The following is a 19,762-nucleotide window of genomic DNA, read 5'->3' as shown; positions in this document are numbered from 1 at the left end:
CCCGATGCAGGTCAGCGCAGTTATCGGCCGTCCACCACACCTTCGCGGCCAAATCCTCGCCTGATCGTTCGTGGTATGTCAGGTTTGCGATAGGTGCGGGTGGCCATATCCGGCTCGGAATTCCGTTGCGGCAATGCATCGTTGCCGAGCCGGCGCACTTTCACGAGGTTGCGCCCGGCGCGCTTGGCTTCGTACAGAGCCTCGTCCGCGACGCTCATGAGGGTGGTCAACGTCGGCGTCGCATGATCGACCCACGCGACGCCGACACTGACGGTGCTCGTCACTTCTGATTCGGCCGAGCACTCGACTTGCGCGCCGCGGACCGCCTCGGCCACATCGACTGCTCGCGCGTAGCTGCAGTCCGGAAGCAGAATGGCGAACTCCTCGCCGCCGAGCCTTCCGATCAAATCGCCGTCCGACAATCGGTCAGCGGCCCGTTCGGCGAAGTTCGCGAGAACGCTGTCACCGGTCATATGTCCATGCGTGTCGTTGATGCTCTTGAAGTGGTCCAGGTCGAGCATCAGCAGGCCGACCGGGGATTGTGTGCGGGCCGCGGCGGCAAGCTCCGATTCCGCATGCCCGAGAAACGCACCACGCGAGAGGACCCCGGTCAGATGGTCGAATTCGACAGCAAGGAAGAGCTCACGCTCGGCAGCGCGACGTTCCTCGGTCGCACAGGCAACCGCGATCGGCCCCAACGCGATCAGCGTGACGGCAATGGACGTGATGACGTCCTCGTTCCACGTCGAGGCGGCTTGATCCCCGATATCGAGTCGACCGCTACCCGCCATCATGAGCGACCACACCGACCAGACCACGGAAACGAAGGCAGTGCTCGGAACCGAGATGCGAGTGGCGCACCAGAGGAGAGCCGGAATCGGAAGGACCAGCGCGATCGGCCCTTCGATACTCAGGGCGATCGGCACGCAGGCTGCAGTGGCGAGTAGCGGAACGCTCATAGCGGCGACAGTTTTGGCAGTCAGTTTGCTGCGGAACTCGGCAAGGCTCGACGGGATGGTGAGAGTGAGAATGAGAGGAAGGACGAGCAGGTACGCCATGACCTCGGTGGCACCCCAGTGGAAAAACGTGTCGGTAAATGACTGACCGCGTAAGAGCCGGTCCAAGGCGCCGGCAGTGGCCGCGGTACCAGTCGCCGCGACGAACGAGACGAAGACCATCCACACCAGCGACTGCGAATCGACCAATCGGAACGGTGTGCGCTTCAAGTAGTACAGAACAAGAACACCGACTGTGACTCCGGCGAGGTTCGCCCCGTTCAACTGCACCGCAAGCGAGAGCGAGTTGCCGGTGATCAGGTCAGCGCAGACGTATCCGACAGCCGCAGCGATCCACGTCGGCCACTCGATCAGGACCGGCCATCTGACCATCATTCCCAGCAGAATGGCGTTGGCACACCAGAATGTCGCGAGCAAACCTGGTGGGCGCGTGAGGATGCCGATCAACGAAGCCGCAAGTACAACGGCCAGCACTAGGAGAAGGCGCAGAAAGCGACTCGTCCCTACCATGCGTCACCTCGCGGTCGGCTACCTCTGAATTCGGGAGCACCGGACGTCGCGGTGACCGTATGCCGATGTCGTCGAACCATCGTACGCAGGTGCTGCCACTCACAGTTCTGTGTTCACTTGCCAAAACGGCAACTACGAAAATCTCCGCAAACGCGGGTGCCCTCCGGCCACGGCAGTGGACAGAGGGCACCTGCATGCAATCCGATTGGCAGAGCCGAATGGACCTGCCGGAAGGGATGCCTACTCGGCGGATCCGCTGGACAGACCCGAGAGTGAACCGGTGGACGAGCCCTCGCCCTCGCCGGACAGCGATTCGGTGGGAACGGACTTGAGGAAAGCTCCGAGCGCGGTGAGCAGGGGTCCGAGGGTGCTGAGTGATCCGAACATAGGAGGTTCTCCTGTTTGTGAGGTGGTGTGATGTTCCAGCGCCATTCCGGCCGCAGGCGGTGGCCGAGATGGTTCGGGAACTTCTGCCGCGCGGATGGCTGAACCGCCCCCCGAACAACATCCCGAGCTGTGATGTAGCGCACTACCTTGGCGCTGCCTGCATTTATAGACCGACTGCTCACACTTGTCTAGCTACCGAATAGCTACCAACGTGAACTGTCGGTAACACCTTCTGGCATAATTGCAGTTCAGAGCCCAAATAGACAGTTAGAAATATCCGACAATGTGATTTAGCTCACAATTGAAAGGCAGAAAGTGTGGCCCGCAGACAACCGCGAGCCACACTTTCGGACAAACGGGACTTACTTGTCAGCCGCCGATCCGGTACCCGGGGTGAGCGAGCCACCACCGAGTGCCGTGAACAGGTCCTTGAGTACCGGAATGAACGTCTTGACGACGCCGCTGAAGTCTTCGAACGAACCCATGTCGGGCCTCCTTATGTCGGGATGCAGTTGAAATGAATTGGGGACCGAGAACTACTCGGCAGTGGAACCGGCCGAACCCGAGCCGTCTGCCGATCCCGCGTTCAACTTGGTCACGAATGCGAGAACGCTCTTGAGGAAGGCGTCGAGATTCTGAATCGAGGTCATGCGACTACTCCTGTGTTGTTTCGGAAGAATTGTTGTGGTCGAACGTCAGGAGTTCGAGCTCGCGGTGTCCAGCCCCTGAAGGGTCTTGAGCATGTTGACCAGGGGAAGAAGCTGGAGAATGCCCCAGCCCATGCCGTTGGCCTTGAGAAGGTTTCCGAGGGATCCCATGTGTGACTCCTTGCATGAATATCTATGACGCGGCGCACGTTTTGTTCGCTCCGCCCCTTTGTAGCCAAGCTAAATACGTACGTCCAGTTTGTTTCGATCCAAGTAAAACCGTGACATATTGGAGCAATGTGTAAACCGGCAGTTCAGGCCCTGTGACCTGAAACCAATATCGAATTCAAGTGTGTTGGACATCACATTCGATTTGGACAAATGGTTGCAATCGTCAGAGTCGGTGCCAACCTCGACCACGATCTGTCATACCGTGTGCTTGTGATCAATCGCGAACGAGCGGCAACCGAAGCAACTCACCGGGAACCGTCGTGCTAGCAAAACTCCTCAAGGCGTACCTGCCGCCGTACCGCTGGTTGCTTGCCGGGGTCCTCGCACTTCAACTCTTCGGGGCCATCGCGTCGTTAGTCCTCCCCACGCTCAACGCTCGGATCATCGACGACGGTGTAGCCCGAGGCGACACCGGATTCATCATGTCCACCGGCGGGATCATGCTGCTGGTCTCGCTTGCGTCGATCATCGCGTCGGTCGCATCGACCTATCTCGCGGCAAAATCGTCGATGGGCTTCGGCCACGACGTTCGAGGCGCCTTTTACAAGGCCGTCGGCAGCTTCTCTGATCGCGAATTCAACAGTTTCGGTGCGCCGACGCTGATCACACGGAACACCAACGACGTCCTGCAGATCCAGGCCCTGGTCATGCTGACCTCCTCGATGCTCGTCAGCGCCCCACTGATGTGTATCGGCGGCATCATCATGGCGCTGCGCGAGAACCTGCAGATGTCCTGGCTCCTGACGATTTCGGTACCACTGCTCGGCATCACCGTCTCGGTCGTGGTGGCCAAGCTGATCCCGCATTTCCGGACGATGCAGACGCGGATCGACAACATCAATCGATCACTGCGCGAACAGCTCACCGGTATGCGTGTCATCCGCGCCTTCGTTCGAGAACCCGACGAGACGATCCGCTTCGACAAAGCCAACAAGGAACTGACCGACACCTCGCTCCTCATCGGTCGCTACCAGGCGGTTCTGCTGCCCACCGTCATGTTGATCGCCAACCTGTCGAGCGTCGCGGTGCTGTGGTTCGGTGCGCATCTGGTCGATACCGGAGACATGCAGATCGGCCAGATCAGCGCCTTCCTCGCCTACGTCATGCAGATCCTGATGTCCGTGGTCATGGCGACCATGTTGGCCGTCGTGATCCCCCGCGCGGCCGTGTGTGCCGACCGCATCACCGAGGTACTCGACACCGAGCCGACCGTGCCCGCACCGGCCCAGCCCCTTCGCCCGACCAGCCCCTACGGCGTTGTCGAGTTCGGTGGAGCCGGATTCACGTATCCGGGAGCAGAAACGCCGGTCCTGTCGAATGTCTCGATGCGATGCATGCCAGGAACGGTCACCGCGATCGTGGGCAGTACCGGTAGTGGCAAATCGACCCTCGTCTCACTCATCCCCCGACTCTTCGACGTCACGGCCGGCGCCGTCCTGGTCGACGGCTTGGACGTCCGTGGCTGGGATCAGGACGAACTCTTCGCCAACTTCGGATACGTGCCCCAGAAGGCCTACCTGTTCGCCGGCACGATCGCGAGCAATATCCGCTACGGAAACCCGACCGCCACCGACGACGACATCTGGGCAGCCCTCACCATCGCCCAGGCTGACAACTTCGTCCGTGAACTCTCCGACGGTCTCGAGTCTCCGATCGCCCAGGGCGGCGGCAATCTCTCGGGCGGACAGAAACAACGTCTCGCCATCGCCAGAGCTGTGGTCCGCAGACCCAGGATCTTCGTCTTCGACGATTCGTTCTCCGCACTCGACATGCACACCGACGCCGCAGTCCGACGCGAACTCAGCACGGTCTCGACTCATTCGACGGTCATCATCGTCGCGCAGCGCGTCGCGTCCATCATCGATGCCGACCAGATCATGGTCCTCGAAGACGGCGCTCCGGTCGGTCTCGGCGACCATCAGTTCCTCCTGGCCAACTGTCCTACGTACCAAGAGATCGTGGCTTCCCAGATTCCCGCGGAGATGAGCGCATGACCAGCCCGCAGGACCCGACGTGGGGCAGCCCCAACAGCCAGTACTTCGACGATGCCCCGACGGTGGTGTTCGCCAAGATCCCGAGCGAACCTGAATCCGCGGACGGGGATGCGAAGTCGAGTAACCCCGAGAACCCCGACAAAGAGCCGAAGCCCGCGCTGACCGCGACGGACACCAAACCTCGCCACTTCAAGGCGACGATGAAGCGGCTTCTCTCGCTTCTGCAGCCACACAAGTTTGCGGTCGTCTGTGTCGTCGTTGCGACGATCGCCAGCATCGCGCTCTCCGTCGCGGTGCCGAAGATCCTCGGTCACGCGACAGACCTCATCTTCGCCGGGTTCATCGGCAAGAGCCTGCCCGCCGGACTGACCCGCGATCAGGCAGCAGAGGCGATCCGCGCATCAGGAAATTCGACGTTCGCCGACCTCGTCGCCAACTCGACCGACGTCGTTCCCGGTGTAGGTCTGAACTTCGACGCCATCGGCAAAGTCGTCATGCTCGCGATCGTCGTGTACTTGCTCTCGTCGCTACTTGCCTGGTTGGAAGCATTCCTCCTCAACATCATCGTCCAGAAGACCATCTACAACCTGCGTGCATCGGTCGAGGCGAAGCTTCACCGTCTCCCCCTTCCATACTTCGACAAGACGCCGCGCGGCGAGATCCTCAGCCGCGTCACCAACGACATCGACAACATCTCGTCGACGTTGTCGTCGACGTTGACCTCGCTCCTGACGTCGGTGCTCACCGTCCTCGGCGTCCTGACGATGATGTTCGTCATCTCTCCGATGCTCGCCCTGATCGCACTGATCGCGGTGCCGGTATCGGTGCTCCTCGTTGCCAGGGTCGCCAAGCGTGCACAGGTGTTGTACAAGGCTCAGTGGACCGAGACGGGCAAGATCAACGCACAGATCGAGGAGAACTACAGCGGGCGCGACCTGGTACGCGTGTACGGGCATCAGGCCGAAGCCGAGCGTGAATTCGCCGAGCAGAACAAGAAACTCCTCGACGCGTCCTTCGGCGCACAGTTCCTCTCCAGCCTGATCATGCCGGTCATGAACTTCGTCGGAAACATCACCTACGTGCTGCTCGCTGTGGTCGGCGCACTCAAGGTCGCCAGCGGCAACATGTCACTCGGTGACGTTCAGGCGTTCATCGTCTATTCGCGCCAGTTCAGCCAACCACTCACGCAGATCGCGTCCATGTCGACGAGCCTGCAGTCCGGAGCAGCGTCGGCCGAGCGGGTCTTCGAGCTTCTCGACGAACCCGAGCAGTCGCCCGACATCGACGTGCCACTAATGCCCGAGCCTGCCGGACGCCATCGCAACGTCGGACACATCGAGTTCGAGAACGTCTCGTTCCGCTACGAGCCGGACAAGCCGTTGATCGAGAACGTGTACCTGACGGCTCGGCCCGGGCAGATGGTCGCCATCGTCGGACCCACCGGTGCCGGCAAGACCACCTTGGTCAACCTGCTCATGCGCTTCTACGAAGTCGACTCGGGCCGAATCACTCTCGACGACGTCGACATCTCGCAGATGCGCCGCTCCGACTTGCGCAAGCACGTCGGCATGGTCCTGCAGGACACCTGGCTCTTCGGCGGAACGATCCGCGACAACATCGCGTACGGCCGGCTCGACGCCAGTGAATACGAGATCCACGAAGCCGCACGCGCTGCCTTCGTCGACCGCTTCATCCACACGCTCCCGGACGGGTACGACACCGTGCTGGACGAGGAGGCATCGAACATCAGCTCCGGCGAGAAGCAGCTCATCACGATTGCCCGAGCATTCCTGTCGGAGCCGTCGCTGCTGATTCTCGACGAGGCGACCAGCTCGGTCGACACACGTACGGAACAGCTTGTGCAGCAAGCAATGTCCGCGTTGCGCGTCGGGCGCACCAGCTTCATCATCGCGCACCGGCTCTCCACCATCCGTAACGCCGATCTGATCGTCGTGATGGAGGCGGGCAAGATCGTCGAGCAGGGCACACACGACGAACTCATCGCAGCTGCGGGCGCGTACTTCCGTCTCTACAACGCTCAGTTCGAGGGTGCCGCCGTCTAGTGATCGGCGCCTCCCTCGGCGGACACAGTGCCCCGGAGCACACCTGACCGATTCGACACGTTACCGTCGAGTCAGGAGTGTTGTCACCGTCTGAATTGGGAGTGCGTGTGTCTGCAGAAGCTGTGGAGAAGAAGGGCCCGCTCGCGGGCATTCGGATCGTGGAATTCGCTGGATTGGGACCGGGCCCGCACGCCGCGACGCTTTTGGCGGACATGGGCGCCGACATCGTCATCGTGCAGCGCGCAGGGCAGATTCCGCAGGACTCGAACGCAACCGACCAGATCAAGCGCGGCCGCCGCATCGTCGAGGCCAACCTGAAGGATCCGGCCGACGTCGCCAAGGTTCTCGATCTCCTGGGCCGCGCCGACGTCCTCATCGAGGGCTTCCGCCCCGGCGTCATGGAACGAATGGGACTCGGACCCGACGTGGTGTCGGAGCGCAATCCGCGCCTCGTTTACGCCCGTATGACGGGCTGGGGACAGGAAGGACCGCTCGCCAACGCCGCCGGTCACGACATCAACTACATCTCACTGACCGGTGTCCTCAACGCCATCGGACGCAAGGGTGAACGCCCCGTCCCGCCGCTCAACATGGTCGGCGATTTCGGCGGCGGTTCCATGTTCCTGATCTTCGGCATTCTGTCGGCTCTCGTCGAGCGCTCGACGTCCGGTAAGGGCCAGGTCGTCGACGCGGCGATGGTCGACGGAACCCTCGCGCTCTCGCACATGATGTGGGCATTCCGCGGTCGCGGCGTCTGGTCCGACGAGCGCGGCGTCAACCTCCTCGACACCGGCGCTCCGTTCTACGACACCTACGAGACCTCCGACGGCAAGTACATGGCCGTCGGATCCATCGAACCGCAGTTCTACGCATTGTTGCTCGAGGGCCTCGAACTCGATCCCGCGACGCTCCCTCACCAGATGGACACGTCCAAGTGGGACGACATGAAGACGCTCTTCACCGAAAAGTTCTTGTCCAAGACTCGCGACGAGTGGGCCAAGATCTTCCTCGGCACCGACGCCTGCGTCTCCCCTGTCCTGACTTTCGCCGAGGCTCCGTCCAACGAACACATCGCGGCCCGCGGTTCGCTCATCGAACTCGACGGCGTCACTCAGCATGCTCCCGCACCGCGCTTCTCGCGCACGCCCACCGCGACGCCCGCTGCGCCGGCGCGTGAGGCGACGGATATCGACACGGTCTGGACCTAGGGCCTTCGGCCCTGTGCGCGGTTAAGGAGCCTCGGGACTCTCTAACCACGCACGGGGCGTCAGCCCAACCTGTAGAACCTGAACATCTCGTGCTCGATCGGCAGCACGTCCACCCGCTCGAAACCGGCCGCCTTGGCATAGCTTTCGAGTGTCGAGTGCCTCATCACCGTCCCGGTGGCAACGCTCCCCGGATGCGACAGGCTGTCGGGCAGGCAGCACGTCAGCGAAAATCCGTACAGCAATTGCTCGATCGGACCCGCCTCGGGATCGAACGCATCTGCCGTTCGTTCGTCCATGACGATCACCGGAGCGCCCGGCTGGGCAATCGCCCGAGCCGTGGACAGAAATCCCACCGGATCCGGAACGTCGTGAAGGCATTCGAAAGCGAAGACGGCATCGTAGGTCCCGGCATCGACTCGCCCGGCCTCAGGAGCCTGTCCGGCGACGTCGACCAACGAGAAATGTACTCGGTCGTCCACCCCACGATCGTGGGCGTTACGACGGGCAGCGTTCACCGATGCCGCGTCGACGTCGAAGCCGTGCACTTCGATCTTCGGGTATCCGAGGGCGAGCGCGATCGACGACCAGCCCTCCCCCATCCCGAGATCAGCGACCTGCCCGCCGCCGACAAGTATGGCGTGCAGGTCGGTGACTACCGGCAGGAACTGCTGACAGAGCTGCTGGAGATACATCGGCCGGTTCAGCAGCGCCTGGCCCTCGCGAGCATCGGGGCCCATCGATTCCCACGTGACTCCCCCGCCGTGACGATAAGCGTCGAGTAGACGCGGCATCGACGACGTTGTCGCGACGAACAGCCTCGCCAACGGCGCCAGGAAAAGCAGGTTCTCGTCGTCGACCAGAACATCGGCGTGGGCCTGCGGCAGGCTGTACCGGCGATCGGCATCCGAATTGACCTCCACATAACCGGCGACGGCCTGCTGCTCGAGCCACTCCCGCGCATACCTTTCGACGGTCCCGGTCCGGTCCGCCAGCTCCGTCGACGTGAGCGGGCCGTGATCGCTCAGCGCGCGGTACCAGCCCAGCCGGTCGCCCAGATACACAGCCTGCAGCTCCGACGCCCCGAGCGTGGCCGCGAACAATCGTTCTGCGAGCGCGTCCGCCGCACTTGTTCCCGCTGCGCCTGTACCGTCTACCGCCGTCATGCCCTACCTCCCGGTTTCACACCACTTTCAGGGTGTGTACCCAGTTCTCAGACGACGACCATTCGTTGGTCTGCCGTGTCGCGATCCGTCGCGAGGGTGTCGTACGCAGCGGCGATGGACGCGACGCCGCGAATGAGGTCCTCGGGAGAACGTGCGTACGGCACGCGGATGAATCGTTCGAACGCACCTTCGACGCCGAAACGGGGGCCGGCGGCAAGGAGTACGCCGAAGTTGGGTGCCACCGCCGCCAACGCCGTCGAGACTGGCGCGGACATTCGCATCCAGACCGACATTCCGCCGGAGCCGATGGTGGGACGCCAGTCGGGCAGATGCTCTGCCACTGCGCCGAGGAGTACCGCACGCTGTTCTCGCAGAACTTCGCGACGCTGTTCGAGCAACGAGCGGTCGTCGGCGAGCAAGTACGCGGCTGCCAACTGATCCATGACGGGAGTACCGAGGTCGACCGCGGCGCGCGCCCCCACCAACTGGGTGATGAGCGCGGCATCGGCGCGAATCCAACCGACACGTAGCCCGCCCCACAGCGACTTCGCGGTCGAACCGAGCGTCACCACTTCGGTTTTCGCCGCGCCTCGCCCATGTGAAGCGACCGGTGCCGGCGGCGGTGCGTCGAGCCACAGGTCCACCATCGTCTCGTCGACGACCAGAGTCATTCGCGTTTCGTGCGCAATCTTCGCAAGCTCGGCGCGGCCGGAAGAGTCCATGCAGAGGCCGGTCGGGTTGTGAAAGTCGGGAATCAGGTATGCCATTCTGGCAGCGGTTTGCCTTGCTGCACTTCGAATCCCGTCGAGATCCCAGGCTCCGGCCGCCGCGAACTCCGGTCGGACCGGAACCGGTACGGGCCGAGCGCCGTTTCGCCGAATCGCTTCCAGCGCATTGGGGTACGTCGGATGATCGACCAGCACTCGCTCGCCGGGTGAGGTGAGCACCGACAGCAACAATCGAAGCGCGTGCTGCGCACCCGAGGTCACCATGATCTGTTCGGCGGTGGTGGGAAGACCCCGCGCCGTGTAGCGCTGCGCGATCACGTCACGCAAGTCGGCGATCCCGACCGGTTCCATCCCGTGCGTGGGCAGGAAGTTCGGAAGTTCCTGCAGCGCAGACGCATACGCCAGTTCGACCTGAGCGGCGGGAGCTGCCATCGCCGCGTAACTGAGGTCGACGACGGGCCCACTCGGCCCCGGTTGATGGGAGCGGAACATCAACCCGTTCGGCCGCGCGCCGGCGGGCAAAGCCACGGTGCTTCGCGAACCCTGCCGGCTGATCAGATACCCCTCGTCTCGCAGCACCGAGTACGACGACGTGATCGTGGTCCGACTGAGTTCGAGCACCGCCGCGAGTTCACGCTCACTCGGCAGTGCGACCCCCAGCGGAACGCGACCGTCGTGCACGAGCAGGCGGATACCGTCGGCAAGCGCACGGTACGCGGGCCTGCGCCCAGACTCTTCCTGCCAGGACCCCAGATCGCGCGCAAGCGAACGGGCACCGAGAACTCGAGTCATCATGCAGTCCAGTATCGACAACTTGGCTATGTAACTCAATACCAGTCGAGTTGATCATATGTCCATGACTACCTTCGCAACCCTGATCGGCATCGGACTCTTCGTGGCGCTCGTCTACTTCTTCGCGCCCGCTGAAGGTGAAGGTACATACATTCGTTTGGAGCAGTTTCGCCTGGCAGCACCCCTCGGCGGCAACTTCCACGACAAGACTTCAGGCCGCGAAAACGACGCTGTCAGACCTCCGTGCGATTGTGATCAGGGGGAAGAATTCACTGATCTCAGTCCAGTTGCGTAAAACTGGACTCTTTTCGCACTCAGAAAGTCTCCAGAGAGGGATTGCATGCCGGCTTCCAAAAAGATTCTCTACATCGATCTCGACAACACCTTGGTCAACTTCCAGTCGGGCATCGATCGCCTGACCGACGGCGTCCGGGAGAAGTACAAGAACGACCTCGACGAAGCGCCGCACATCTTCTCTCGCATGGATCCTCTCGACGGTGCTATCGACGCCTACCACCAACTGGCGCAGCAGTTCGACACCTACATCCTCTCGACAGCGCCGTGGAAGAACGCCACAGCCTGGCACGACAAGGTTCTGTGGGTCCAAGAGCACCTCGGCATGGAGGAGGGCAGCGTCGCGTACAAACGTCTGATCCTCTCGCACCACAAGCACCTCAATCGAGGCGAGTACCTCGTCGACGACCGCGGAGCAAACGGCGCAGATCGATTCGAGGGCGAGTGGATCAAGTTCGGCAGCACCGAGTTTCCCGACTGGAAGACCGTCACCGCGCACTTGTCGAAGCTGGCTTGAAACACGAAGTCCCCGCTCCTGCTTGCAGGAGCGGGGATTTCGAGGGAACGAACTAGCGGACGATCTCGCGCCGGACGATCGTCTCGTCGCGGCCGGGACCGACACCGATGCAGGAGATGAACGCACCCGAAAGCTCTTCGAGCCGAAGCACGTAGTTCTGCGCATTCTGCGGCAGTTCCTCGAAGGTGCGAGCCTCCGAGATGTCTTCCCACCAGCCTGGCATCTCTTCGTAGATGGGCTTGGCGTGGTGAATGTCGCTCTGCGACATCGGCATTTCGTCGTGGCGGACACCGTCCACCTCGTACGCGACACAGATCGGCACGGTGTCGAGACTGCTCAGCACGTCCAGCTTGGTGAGGAAGTAGTCGGTGATGCCGTTGACGCGCGTCGCGTAACGCGCGATGACAGCGTCGAACCATCCCGTACGACGAGCGCGTCCGGTGGTGACACCGACCTCGCCGCCCTGCTTCGCCAGGTATGCGCCGTGATCGTCGAACAGCTCCGTCGGGAACGGACCGGAACCGACACGCGTCGTGTACGCCTTAAGGATTCCGAGCACCGTGGTGATCTTGGTGGGACCGATGCCCGAACCGACCGCCGCACCACCTGAGGTGGGGTTGGACGAGGTCACGTACGGGTACGTGCCGTGGTCGACGTCCAGCAGAGTGCCCTGCGAACCTTCGAGCAAGACGGTCTCGCCGCGCTCGAGGGCGAGGTTGAGCTCCAGGCGCGTGTCCGAGATGCGGTGCTTGAAACCCTCGGCCTGCGTCAGTACCTCTTCGACGACCTGCTGCGGGTCGAGTGCCTTGCGGTTGTAGATCTTGACCAGCACCTGGTTCTTGAATTCGAGTGCCGCTTCGACCTTCTGGGTCAGGATCTTCTCGTCCAGGACGTCCGCAGCACGGACACCGACACGGGCGATCTTGTCCTGGTAGCACGGGCCGATACCGCGGCCGGTCGTGCCGATCTTCTTCGCTCCCAGGAAGCGTTCGGTGACCTTGTCGATGGCCACGTGGTACGGCATGATCAGGTGCGCATCAGCAGAGAGCAGCAGGCGGGACGTGTCCACACCGCGCTCTTCCAAGCCTGCCAATTCGGTCAGCAACACACCCGGGTCGACGACGACACCGTTACCGATGACGTTGTTGACGGCGGGGGTGAGGATTCCGGACGGGATGAGGTGCAGTGCGAACTTGTCACCGTTCGGCAGAACCACGGTGTGTCCGGCGTTGTTACCGCCCTGGTATCGCACGACCCACTGAAGCTGCTCGCCCAGTAGATCTGTAGCTTTGCCCTTACCTTCGTCGCCCCACTGGGCGCCGATCAGGACGATTGCCGGCATGACGTTGTCTCCTACGGTCGACGTGCAGCAGTTGTCCCGCCGCATTGGTACTGCCTGGCTTCCGCGCACATGATGCAGCGCCGAACTGTTGCAGTGACCGAAGGAGCAGTCTAGCCCAGAGCACCAGACCAGACCTGACGGTCCAGAATTTGGCCGGTGACCATCACGATTGCGAGTCGACACAGAGACTCGCACTAAGATCGTCGGCAGTGATTCGGACGGCCATTTCGGGGAAGGGTGGCGAGGTCCCACTACCCGAGAAGAAGTCTTGATCGAGCTAGGAGTGGCTTTGACCCCTGTGGTGCTCAAATGTGGCGATTCGCCGGTTCCACTCCCCCTGGGTGAACTCACGTCGTTCACTGTCCCTGAACTTCCGGAGAAGCAGGACTTCGACGAGGCCCTGTCCCAACTGCAGGTCGTCACGGAGCCTCGCTTGATCGTCGTGGGTAACGACGGCGCGTTTGCCGCGGCATTGACACGGTTGATGCGGCTGGAGCGACTCAACGTCGAACTCGCCTACGTCACCGAGAACAGGTCCGACGCAACCGACGCGTACAAACTCGCAACGGGTGCCCGGGCTGCGCGCACGGCGTTGAAGGGCACAGTCCACACCGTGCCGCTCATTCGCGACGACGCCGGAATCGCGCTGGTCGGTGCGGCAACTGTCACGGGTCCGGCCGATGCCGCCGAATTGATCGGCGAGGCGTACGTCGACGACAACAAGCTGTTCTCCGGCACAGTCCCCGGCATCCGGATAGTGCCGAGCCCCAAGCTCCCCGGGATCAAGGCATCGGTCGACCGCAAGAGCCGCTGGGGCGGGCGACGCTGGCTGGAAGGCCGAGCCATTCAGCTGGGCTCGCCGGCAGCGCGTCTGGTTCGCGACGGGGTGGCCAACCCACGCGATCTCAAGCGTTCGACCTTCTACCGGCACGACAAGACTTGGTTGTTGGTCAGGTGAGAACCGGAGCAGCACGGTCGGCGGTTCGTCCGAGCCCTGTCTTCCTGGGCGTCGTTGCGATCACCGTCATCGCCGGAGTTGTCGCCTGGAACTCGACGTGGGGTTCCATCGCGGGCCGTGCGGGTGTTTTTGTCCTCGTGGTCGCCGGCTGGGTGGTCACGCTGTGCTTGCACGAGTTCGCCCATGCATATCTGGCGTGGCGTCACGGAGACACCGACGTCGAGGCTCGTGGTTATCTGACGCTCAACCCGCTCAAGTACAGCCATCCGATGCTCTCGATCGGTCTGCCGGTGCTGTTCATCGCCTTGGGCGGCATCGGGCTTCCCGGCGGCGCCGTGTACCTGCGAACCGGGATGTTCCCGCCCAAGGTGCAGGCGCGAATATCGCTCGCCGGTCCGTTCACGAACGCCGTCGCCGCGGTGATCCTCCTCGTCGTCATACGTACGTACGGCTCATCGGCCGAGCATCTGACGTTCTGGGCCGGCCTCAGTTTCCTGGCCTTCTTGCAGGTCATGGCAACAGTTTTGAACCTGCTCCCAGTCCCCGGTCTGGACGGATACAACGCGCTGGAGCCCTACCTCGCGCCCAACACACGACACCAACTCGACCAGTTCAAGCCGTACGGACTGCTCCTGCTGGTTGCGCTCCTGTTCGTCCCGCAGATCAATGTCGTCTTCTTCGATGCGATCTACTGGATCTTCGAATTGAGCGGTGTGTCCGACTACTACGCCATGCTCGGTAACGCCCTCATGCGTTTTTGGACGTGATCGAGTGCACTGGAGGAGACTCGTGAGAGTCTGACATTTCAGACATTCATTCTTCTTCAGGAGAGCATCGATGATTGCGACGTCATTTCAGTCCGGCGGAGTGGAGTACACCCTCACGCGGGCCGAGATTCGACACGTGGAAGCACTGATCGACTTGCTCGCCGACGACCCGATCGGGAGCACCCGGGAGACGACCAACCCCGAGGCCCGAACGATCTACGAGGACGCATTCAAGCGAATCGACGAGGATCCGGCGCAACTACTCGTCACCGTTCTGGTCGGTGACGCAGTGATCGGCACCATGCAATTGACCTTCATTCCGGGTATGAGCCGAATGGGGGCGACACGACTGCAGATCGAAGCTGTTCGCGTCCACGAGGATTACCGGAGCAAGGGCATCGGCAGTTCGATGATCCGTTGGGCCTGCGAAGAAGGTGCCCGGCGCGGCGCGTTCCTGGCGCAGCTCACCTCGGATCAAACTCGCAAGGAAGCTCACGACTTCTACGAGCGACTCGGATTTGTCGCCTCCCACGTCGGGTTCAAGAAGTCGCTGAGCTGACACACAGCCACCCAGCCAACCACCCAGACTCCCAAACGCGGGCTCGAGCGCCGGGGCATGGTTGTGCCCCGGTGCTCGCGTCTCGAGTTGTTTCACTTCAGGCTGCTGTGGGTGGGCTGTTCCCGCCGATGGGATGCTGGTGCGGATCAACCGACATCGGCGGATAGAACACCGTCCTCCGATCCGGGCCGATCTCCACCCGCCACTCCGTGTGGTGCATCGTCCGATGGTGATGACCGCACAACAAGATCAGATTGTCGAGATCCGTTGGGCCACCGTCATTCCAATGAACAATATGGTGAGCATCGCACCACCCCGACGGCGTCCCGCACCCCGGAAATGCGCACCCGCCATCCCGAACCGCAAGAGCACTTCGCTGCGGAACTGTCGCCGTTCTTACTTCCTTGCCGCAATCGAGCGGAACACCATTCTCATCCAACAAAATTCGCGTCACGGTGCAGTCGCAGGCCAACATCCGGGCGGTATCGAGACTGATCGGCCCCACCCAATCCGTCCACGCGAACCCGAGTTCCTCCGTCGACGGCAGGAGGTCTTTCAACGCTTGCAGGTCCGTCATGTCCTTGGCCGATGCTGTGACCGTGATGTGCGGTTTCACTCCACCCTCGATCGGACCCAACCCCGCCCGCTCATACCGGCGCAACAACTCGCAAAACCCGTCCGCACGCCGTAATGCAGGAGTACGCGTGTCTTTCACGCCGTCCTTCTCCGGTGTCGGAGCGGACAGGCTCGACAACAACGTGATCAACCGCGCCCCGTTGACCGCATCCAGATCACCCTTCACCGTGACCCTCCCGTACAAGCCTTTCGAAGCGTAGAACTCGTTGCGCTCCGAATCCTCGCCGACCGGAACACCGTCCTCACGCTTGCCGTACTGCTTCTCGATCCGCCGGATCGCCGCCCGCACCGCATCACAATCGGCAATGTTCTTCGACGCCAACCGAAGCAGAATCCCGCGAGCCTTGTCCACATCCGCCAGGGTCATGTTCTTCGGCGGATGCTGACAAAACGACGCCACCTGACGCGCCTTCAACGCATCAACATCACCCCGGTGAAACGCATCGCCCACCACAGGTTCGAGCATCAACAACCGCGCCAACCCGACCAGCAGACTGCACTCACCGATCTCCAAATTCGTCGAACCATGCAACCACTGCGCGATCGACCGAAAACCCTTCCCACCGAGAACCTCACGGGAAAACATCTCCACGATCAACAACACCATCCGCGACTGCAACTCGTGCCGGACACGCACCAGATCCAGAACCTCACCCTTGAGGTCCTCACCATCCAGCTGCCACGCTTCCCGACTGTTCATACCGAAAGCTTAATCGAACATACTTTCGATAACCAGAGACAAAACGGACAACTTCAAGAAGACCTACACTCGAGAGCTGTTGAGATGCATTGCTATTCGCGCAACCGCCGACGCGATTCATTGACAGAGACTCGCAACTCCCCCAAAGGCACTTCACGGCCCGACTCACTGCGCACCTCGACGCGAACACGCTCGCCAGTGGCGTCGTCCGCCACCTCCAACGGTCCGCCTTTTCCGCCGTGCAGATACTTGTCTCCCCACTGCATCAGCGCAAGAACCGCCGGCAGCAGGTCACGACCCTTCTCGGTGAGCACGTACTCGTGCCGCGTCCGCTTTCCAGGCTCCTTGTACGGCACACGCTCGAACAGTCCCGCCTCAGTGAGCTCTTTCAGCCTTGCCGACGCAACCGCCTCGGTGATGCCGACTCGCGACGCGAAGTCGTCGAAACGCGTTGTGCCGTAATAGGCCTCTCGCAGAATGAGCATCGCGGACCGGGTGCCGACCACTTCCATCGCCCGCCCGATCGAACAGTGTGTGGCCCGCCAGGCGTCGCGATCTTCGAGCACTCCGGTCAGTCGTACAGCGTCCATGCAATTCACCATACCCCCTGGCTTGCCATAACCATAGCCAGAGTCTACATTGCTGACTATGGAACTTCATAGCCAGCCGGTGCGGACTGGGCCGCTCCTCGCAATTCTGTCGGGAGCACCGTTTGTCGCCAGCCTCGATCTTTTTGTGGTCAACGTGGCCTTCGGCGACATCGCCAAGAGCTACCCGGGCCACTCACTCGGCGAGTTCAGTTGGATCCTCAACAGCTACGCGATCGTCTACGCCGCGCTTTTGATCCCCCTCGGACGCTGGGCGGACCGGATCGGGCACAAGCGCGCCTTCATCGCCGGCCTCGCACTGTTCACCCTCGCCAGCGCCGCCTGCGCTTTCAGTCCGTCATTGTGGGCACTGGTGGCATTCCGCATCGTTCAGGCAGTCGGCGCCGCAGCGCTCACCCCGGCCAGCCTCGGCCTCCTGATCAGTGCACTCCCGGCTGCGAAACGTCAATCCGGCGTACGCATCTGGGCGGCAGCCGGCGCGGCCGCTGCGGCATTCGGCCCCGTTGTAGGCGGCATTCTCGTCGAGGCGTCGTGGCGCTGGGTCTTCCTGATCAATGTGCCAGTCGGGATCGTATTGCTCTACTTCGCAATCCGACTCGTCCCGGATACAACACACAAGGACTCCGATGCCGGGATCGACTTCGTCGGCGCCGCCCTCCTCACCGTCGGAATCGGCTCTCTCGCGCTGGCACTCGTCCAGGGACCTGATTGGGGATGGACCGACAACCGCGTTCTGATCGCCTTCGCCGTCGCCGTCGCGACGCTACTTTCGTTCTGGTGGAGCAACTCTCGCCATCGCACTCCGTTGATTGCTCCCGACCTTCTGAAGATCCGCTCCTTTGCCTGGTCCAACGTCACCGCCATCCTGTTCAGCGCGGCATTTGCTGCCGGACTGCTCTCGAACATCCTCTGGCTGCAAGAAGTTTGGGGATACTCGGCATTGCGCACCGGCTTCGCCGTCTCGCCGGGTCCGCTTCTGGTTCCGCTGTTCGCGATCGCCGGTGGATCGCTTTCGCGCAAGTACTCGGCGGGACGCGTCGCCGCACTCGGCAGCCTTCTGTGGGCCGTCGGAACGGTATTGGTCCTCGTCTCGGTTGATTCGACGCCCAACTACGCGACCGGGCTCCTGCCGGGCTGGATCATCGCCGGAATCGGTGTCGGCCTTGCCCTGCCGACCATTCTGTCGCAGGCCACGGCGGATCTTGCACCTGCCAGATCGGCCACCGGTAGCGCAATCGTCAGCATGAGCCGACAGATCGGAACCGTTCTCGGCGTGAGTGTTCTGATCGCGGTTCTCGGCTCCTCCGTCGACCCCGACACCTTCCGCCAGGCCTGGTGGGTGATCTTTGCCGTCGCGCTTGTGTCTGCCCTGGCATCGCTGGGAATGACGCCTGCGACCACACCCACCCCAGTTGTCCCTGCTGAATCCGCCATCCCTGAAAGGAATTTGTCATGAGAGACGCAGTTATCGTCGAAGCCGTTCGCACTCCGATCGGCAAGGGAAAGGCGAACGGCGCCCTGCACGGCATCAACGCCGTCGACCTCCTCGCCCACAGCCTCAAAGCGGTAGTCGAGCGCACCGGGATCGATGCCGCGCTGATCGACGACGTCATCGGCGGCGCGGTCAGTCAAGTCGGTGAACAGAGCCAGAATGTCACTCGCACTGCCCTTCTCGCCGCCGGCTACCCCGAGTCGGTACCGGGAACCACCGTCGACCGACAGTGTGGAAGTAGCCAACAAGCAGTTCATTTTGCTGCTCAGGGCGTTATTGCCGGTGCGTACGACATCGTTGTTGCTGCCGGAGTCGAGTCGATGAGCCGAGTGCCGATGGGCTCGAGTAGCGTCGGGCGCGAGTCACTCGGTGTAGGTTTCGAAGAGCGCTATCCAGACGGTCTGGTACCGCAGGGCATCAGCGCCGAATTGATCGCTGCCAAGTGGGGACTGAGCCGCACCCAACTCGACGAATTCTCGGCGTCGAGTCATCGGAAAGCCGCGCTGGCAACCGAGAGTGGTTACTTCACCAAGGAACTCGCCACGCTCCCGCAGCTGTCGGTCGACGAGGCCATCCGCCCCGGTACCACGGTCGAGACCCTTGCCGGCCTACGGACCGCCTTCGAATCCGACTACTACGCCCAGCGATTCCCACAGATCGACTGGTCCATCACCGCGGGCAACAGCAGCCCGCTTTCGGACGGCAGTTCGGCGGTGATGATCACGACCAGTGAGATCGCCGCGAAACTCGGCCTCACCCCGAAGGCACGGCTGCACAGCTTCGCTGTCGCCGGCGACGATCCGCTGTACATGCTCACGGCGGTCACCCCGGCCACCGAGAAGGTCTTGGCCCGTGCGGGTTTGACGATCTCGGACATCGATCTGTTCGAGGTCAACGAGGCCTTTGCCCCCGTCGTCCTCTCGTGGGCAGCGGACACCGGCGTCGACCTGTCCAAGGTGAACGTCCACGGCGGCGCCATCGCGCTCGGCCACCCACTAGGTGGCAGCGGAACGCGGATCATGACCACCCTGGTCAACGCGATGGAGCAGCGCGGCGCGCGCTACGGACTCCAAACCATGTGTGAGGCAGGTGGGCTGGCCAACGCAACCATCCTGGAGCGCTTGGGCTGAGCAATCACCGCTGGACGGCA

At 62.3% G+C, this 19,762-nt stretch carries 19 protein-coding genes; 10 read left to right on the top strand and 9 right to left on the bottom strand.

Annotation, left to right across the window (positions count from 1 at the left end; translation table 11 throughout):
- Positions 1 to 20: 20 nt before the first annotated feature.
- From FEZ59_RS22865 to FEZ59_RS30310, 4 genes are all read right to left on the bottom strand, one after another.
- A complete protein-coding gene (locus FEZ59_RS22865) occupies positions 21 to 1,526 on the bottom strand; it encodes a GGDEF domain-containing protein (RefSeq protein WP_202023089.1) in 1,506 nt (501 codons plus the stop codon).
- A 240-nt stretch (positions 1,527 to 1,766) separates the two neighbouring features.
- Entirely contained in the window at positions 1,767 to 1,913 is a 147-nt protein-coding gene (locus tag FEZ59_RS22860) for a hypothetical protein (protein ID WP_003944356.1), read from the bottom strand.
- Positions 1,914 to 2,275: 362 nt separating this feature from the next.
- The gene (locus FEZ59_RS30315) at positions 2,276 to 2,398 is read right to left on the bottom strand and encodes a hypothetical protein (RefSeq protein WP_019749478.1); all 123 of its coding nucleotides are present in this window, start codon (positions 2,396 to 2,398) and stop codon (positions 2,276 to 2,278) included.
- Positions 2,399 to 2,608: 210 nt separating this feature from the next.
- A complete protein-coding gene (locus FEZ59_RS30310; protein WP_003944443.1) occupies positions 2,609 to 2,731 on the bottom strand; it encodes a hypothetical protein in 123 nt (40 codons plus the stop codon).
- 320 nt (positions 2,732 to 3,051) lie between these two features.
- On the opposite strand from FEZ59_RS30310, the gene FEZ59_RS22855 reads away from it, so the two are divergent.
- From FEZ59_RS22855 to FEZ59_RS22845, 3 genes are all read left to right on the top strand, one after another.
- Positions 3,052 to 4,785, top strand: coding sequence for an ABC transporter transmembrane domain-containing protein (locus FEZ59_RS22855; RefSeq protein ID WP_172933258.1), 1,734 nt, complete (start codon positions 3,052 to 3,054; stop codon positions 4,783 to 4,785).
- Positions 4,782 to 6,848, top strand: coding sequence for an ABC transporter ATP-binding protein (locus FEZ59_RS22850; protein ID WP_019749474.1), 2,067 nt, complete (start codon positions 4,782 to 4,784; stop codon positions 6,846 to 6,848). The genes FEZ59_RS22855 and FEZ59_RS22850 overlap by 4 nt, the downstream gene beginning before the upstream one ends.
- Before the next feature lie 107 nt (positions 6,849 to 6,955).
- On the top strand, positions 6,956 to 8,056 hold the full coding sequence (locus tag FEZ59_RS22845; RefSeq protein WP_020968820.1) for a CaiB/BaiF CoA-transferase family protein: 1,101 nt from the start codon (positions 6,956 to 6,958) through the stop codon (positions 8,054 to 8,056).
- A gap of 59 nt (positions 8,057 to 8,115) precedes the next feature.
- On the opposite strand, the gene FEZ59_RS22840 is transcribed toward FEZ59_RS22845, so the two are convergent.
- Complete coding sequence (locus FEZ59_RS22840; RefSeq protein ID WP_133728349.1) at positions 8,116 to 9,219, bottom strand: class I SAM-dependent methyltransferase; 1,104 nt, start codon at positions 9,217 to 9,219, stop codon at positions 8,116 to 8,118.
- Between the two features lie 47 nt (positions 9,220 to 9,266).
- Complete coding sequence (locus FEZ59_RS22835) at positions 9,267 to 10,742, bottom strand: PLP-dependent aminotransferase family protein (protein ID WP_019749471.1); 1,476 nt, start codon at positions 10,740 to 10,742, stop codon at positions 9,267 to 9,269.
- 61 nt (positions 10,743 to 10,803) lie between these two features.
- On the opposite strand from FEZ59_RS22835, the gene FEZ59_RS22830 reads away from it, so the two are divergent.
- Both FEZ59_RS22830 and FEZ59_RS22825 read left to right on the top strand, forming a co-directional pair.
- Positions 10,804 to 11,034 (top strand): hypothetical protein, encoded by a 231-nt coding sequence (locus FEZ59_RS22830; protein ID WP_172933257.1) that lies wholly within the window; start codon positions 10,804 to 10,806, stop codon positions 11,032 to 11,034.
- Between the two features lie 45 nt (positions 11,035 to 11,079).
- Positions 11,080 to 11,550, top strand: a complete 471-nt coding sequence (locus FEZ59_RS22825; protein ID WP_030535984.1) for a 5'-3'-deoxyribonucleotidase — start codon at positions 11,080 to 11,082, stop codon at positions 11,548 to 11,550.
- A 52-nt stretch (positions 11,551 to 11,602) separates the two neighbouring features.
- On the opposite strand, the gene FEZ59_RS22820 is transcribed toward FEZ59_RS22825, so the two are convergent.
- Complete coding sequence (locus FEZ59_RS22820) at positions 11,603 to 12,892, bottom strand: adenylosuccinate synthase (protein ID WP_003944351.1); 1,290 nt, start codon at positions 12,890 to 12,892, stop codon at positions 11,603 to 11,605.
- 283 nt (positions 12,893 to 13,175) lie between these two features.
- Between FEZ59_RS22820 and FEZ59_RS22815 the strand changes: the two genes are divergently transcribed.
- The 3 genes from FEZ59_RS22815 (at position 13,176) to FEZ59_RS22805 (ending at position 15,176) form a co-directional block, all read left to right on the top strand.
- Positions 13,176 to 13,850, top strand: a complete 675-nt coding sequence (locus tag FEZ59_RS22815; protein WP_095972425.1) for a hypothetical protein — start codon at positions 13,176 to 13,178, stop codon at positions 13,848 to 13,850.
- Positions 13,847 to 14,617, top strand: a complete 771-nt coding sequence (locus tag FEZ59_RS22810; RefSeq protein ID WP_019749468.1) for a site-2 protease family protein — start codon at positions 13,847 to 13,849, stop codon at positions 14,615 to 14,617. Before FEZ59_RS22815 ends, FEZ59_RS22810 begins: the two co-directional genes overlap by 4 nt.
- Positions 14,618 to 14,687: 70 nt before the next feature.
- Positions 14,688 to 15,176: a GNAT family N-acetyltransferase gene (locus tag FEZ59_RS22805; RefSeq protein WP_007726792.1), complete on the top strand. Its 489-nt coding sequence runs from the start codon at positions 14,688 to 14,690 to the stop codon at positions 15,174 to 15,176.
- Between the two features lie 97 nt (positions 15,177 to 15,273).
- On the opposite strand, the gene FEZ59_RS22800 is transcribed toward FEZ59_RS22805, so the two are convergent.
- Together FEZ59_RS22800 and FEZ59_RS22795 are read right to left on the bottom strand one after the other, a co-directional pair.
- Positions 15,274 to 16,512, bottom strand: coding sequence for an HNH endonuclease signature motif containing protein (locus FEZ59_RS22800; RefSeq protein ID WP_172933256.1), 1,239 nt, complete (start codon positions 16,510 to 16,512; stop codon positions 15,274 to 15,276).
- A 92-nt stretch (positions 16,513 to 16,604) separates the two neighbouring features.
- Complete coding sequence (locus FEZ59_RS22795) at positions 16,605 to 17,102, bottom strand: helix-turn-helix domain-containing protein (RefSeq protein ID WP_003944415.1); 498 nt, start codon at positions 17,100 to 17,102, stop codon at positions 16,605 to 16,607.
- Between the two features lie 58 nt (positions 17,103 to 17,160).
- Here FEZ59_RS22795 and FEZ59_RS22790 point away from each other — a divergent pair, with 58 nt between their 5' ends.
- Together FEZ59_RS22790 and FEZ59_RS22785 are read left to right on the top strand one after the other, a co-directional pair.
- Positions 17,161 to 18,576 (top strand): MFS transporter, encoded by a 1,416-nt coding sequence (locus FEZ59_RS22790; protein ID WP_080910195.1) that lies wholly within the window; start codon positions 17,161 to 17,163, stop codon positions 18,574 to 18,576.
- Positions 18,573 to 19,742, top strand: a complete 1,170-nt coding sequence (locus FEZ59_RS22785; protein WP_172933255.1) for a thiolase family protein — start codon at positions 18,573 to 18,575, stop codon at positions 19,740 to 19,742. Before FEZ59_RS22790 ends, FEZ59_RS22785 begins: the two co-directional genes overlap by 4 nt.
- The last annotated feature ends 20 nt before the right edge of the window (positions 19,743 to 19,762 follow it).

Origin of the sequence: Rhodococcus sp. MS13, from assembly GCF_013277835.1 — a bacterium.
GTDB classification, from domain to species: domain Bacteria; phylum Actinomycetota; class Actinomycetes; order Mycobacteriales; family Mycobacteriaceae; genus Rhodococcus_F; species Rhodococcus_F erythropolis.
This window is presented reverse-complemented; position numbering and strand designations above follow the sequence as displayed.

Coding starts and splice junctions, on each gene's coding strand:
- FEZ59_RS22865 (WP_202023089.1), bottom strand. CDS start 1,526: ATGGTAGGGACGAGTCGCTTTCTGCGCCTTCTCCTAGTGCTGGCCGTT.
- FEZ59_RS22860 (WP_003944356.1), bottom strand. CDS start 1,913: ATGTTCGGATCACTCAGCACCCTCGGACCCCTGCTCACCGCGCTCGGA.
- FEZ59_RS30315 (WP_019749478.1), bottom strand. CDS start 2,398: ATGGGTTCGTTCGAAGACTTCAGCGGCGTCGTCAAGACGTTCATTCCG.
- FEZ59_RS30310 (WP_003944443.1), bottom strand. CDS start 2,731: ATGGGATCCCTCGGAAACCTTCTCAAGGCCAACGGCATGGGCTGGGGC.
- FEZ59_RS22850 (WP_019749474.1), top strand. CDS start 4,782: ATGACCAGCCCGCAGGACCCGACGTGGGGCAGCCCCAACAGCCAGTAC.
- FEZ59_RS22840 (WP_133728349.1), bottom strand. CDS start 9,219: ATGACGGCGGTAGACGGTACAGGCGCAGCGGGAACAAGTGCGGCGGAC.
- FEZ59_RS22835 (WP_019749471.1), bottom strand. CDS start 10,742: ATGATGACTCGAGTTCTCGGTGCCCGTTCGCTTGCGCGCGATCTGGGG.
- FEZ59_RS22830 (WP_172933257.1), top strand. CDS start 10,804: ATGACTACCTTCGCAACCCTGATCGGCATCGGACTCTTCGTGGCGCTC.
- FEZ59_RS22825 (WP_030535984.1), top strand. CDS start 11,080: ATGCCGGCTTCCAAAAAGATTCTCTACATCGATCTCGACAACACCTTG.
- FEZ59_RS22820 (WP_003944351.1), bottom strand. CDS start 12,892: ATGCCGGCAATCGTCCTGATCGGCGCCCAGTGGGGCGACGAAGGTAAG.
- FEZ59_RS22805 (WP_007726792.1), top strand. CDS start 14,688: ATGATTGCGACGTCATTTCAGTCCGGCGGAGTGGAGTACACCCTCACG.
- FEZ59_RS22800 (WP_172933256.1), bottom strand. CDS start 16,512: ATGAACAGTCGGGAAGCGTGGCAGCTGGATGGTGAGGACCTCAAGGGT.
- FEZ59_RS22795 (WP_003944415.1), bottom strand. CDS start 17,102: ATGGACGCTGTACGACTGACCGGAGTGCTCGAAGATCGCGACGCCTGG.
- FEZ59_RS22790 (WP_080910195.1), top strand. CDS start 17,161: ATGGAACTTCATAGCCAGCCGGTGCGGACTGGGCCGCTCCTCGCAATT.
- FEZ59_RS22785 (WP_172933255.1), top strand. CDS start 18,573: ATGAGAGACGCAGTTATCGTCGAAGCCGTTCGCACTCCGATCGGCAAG.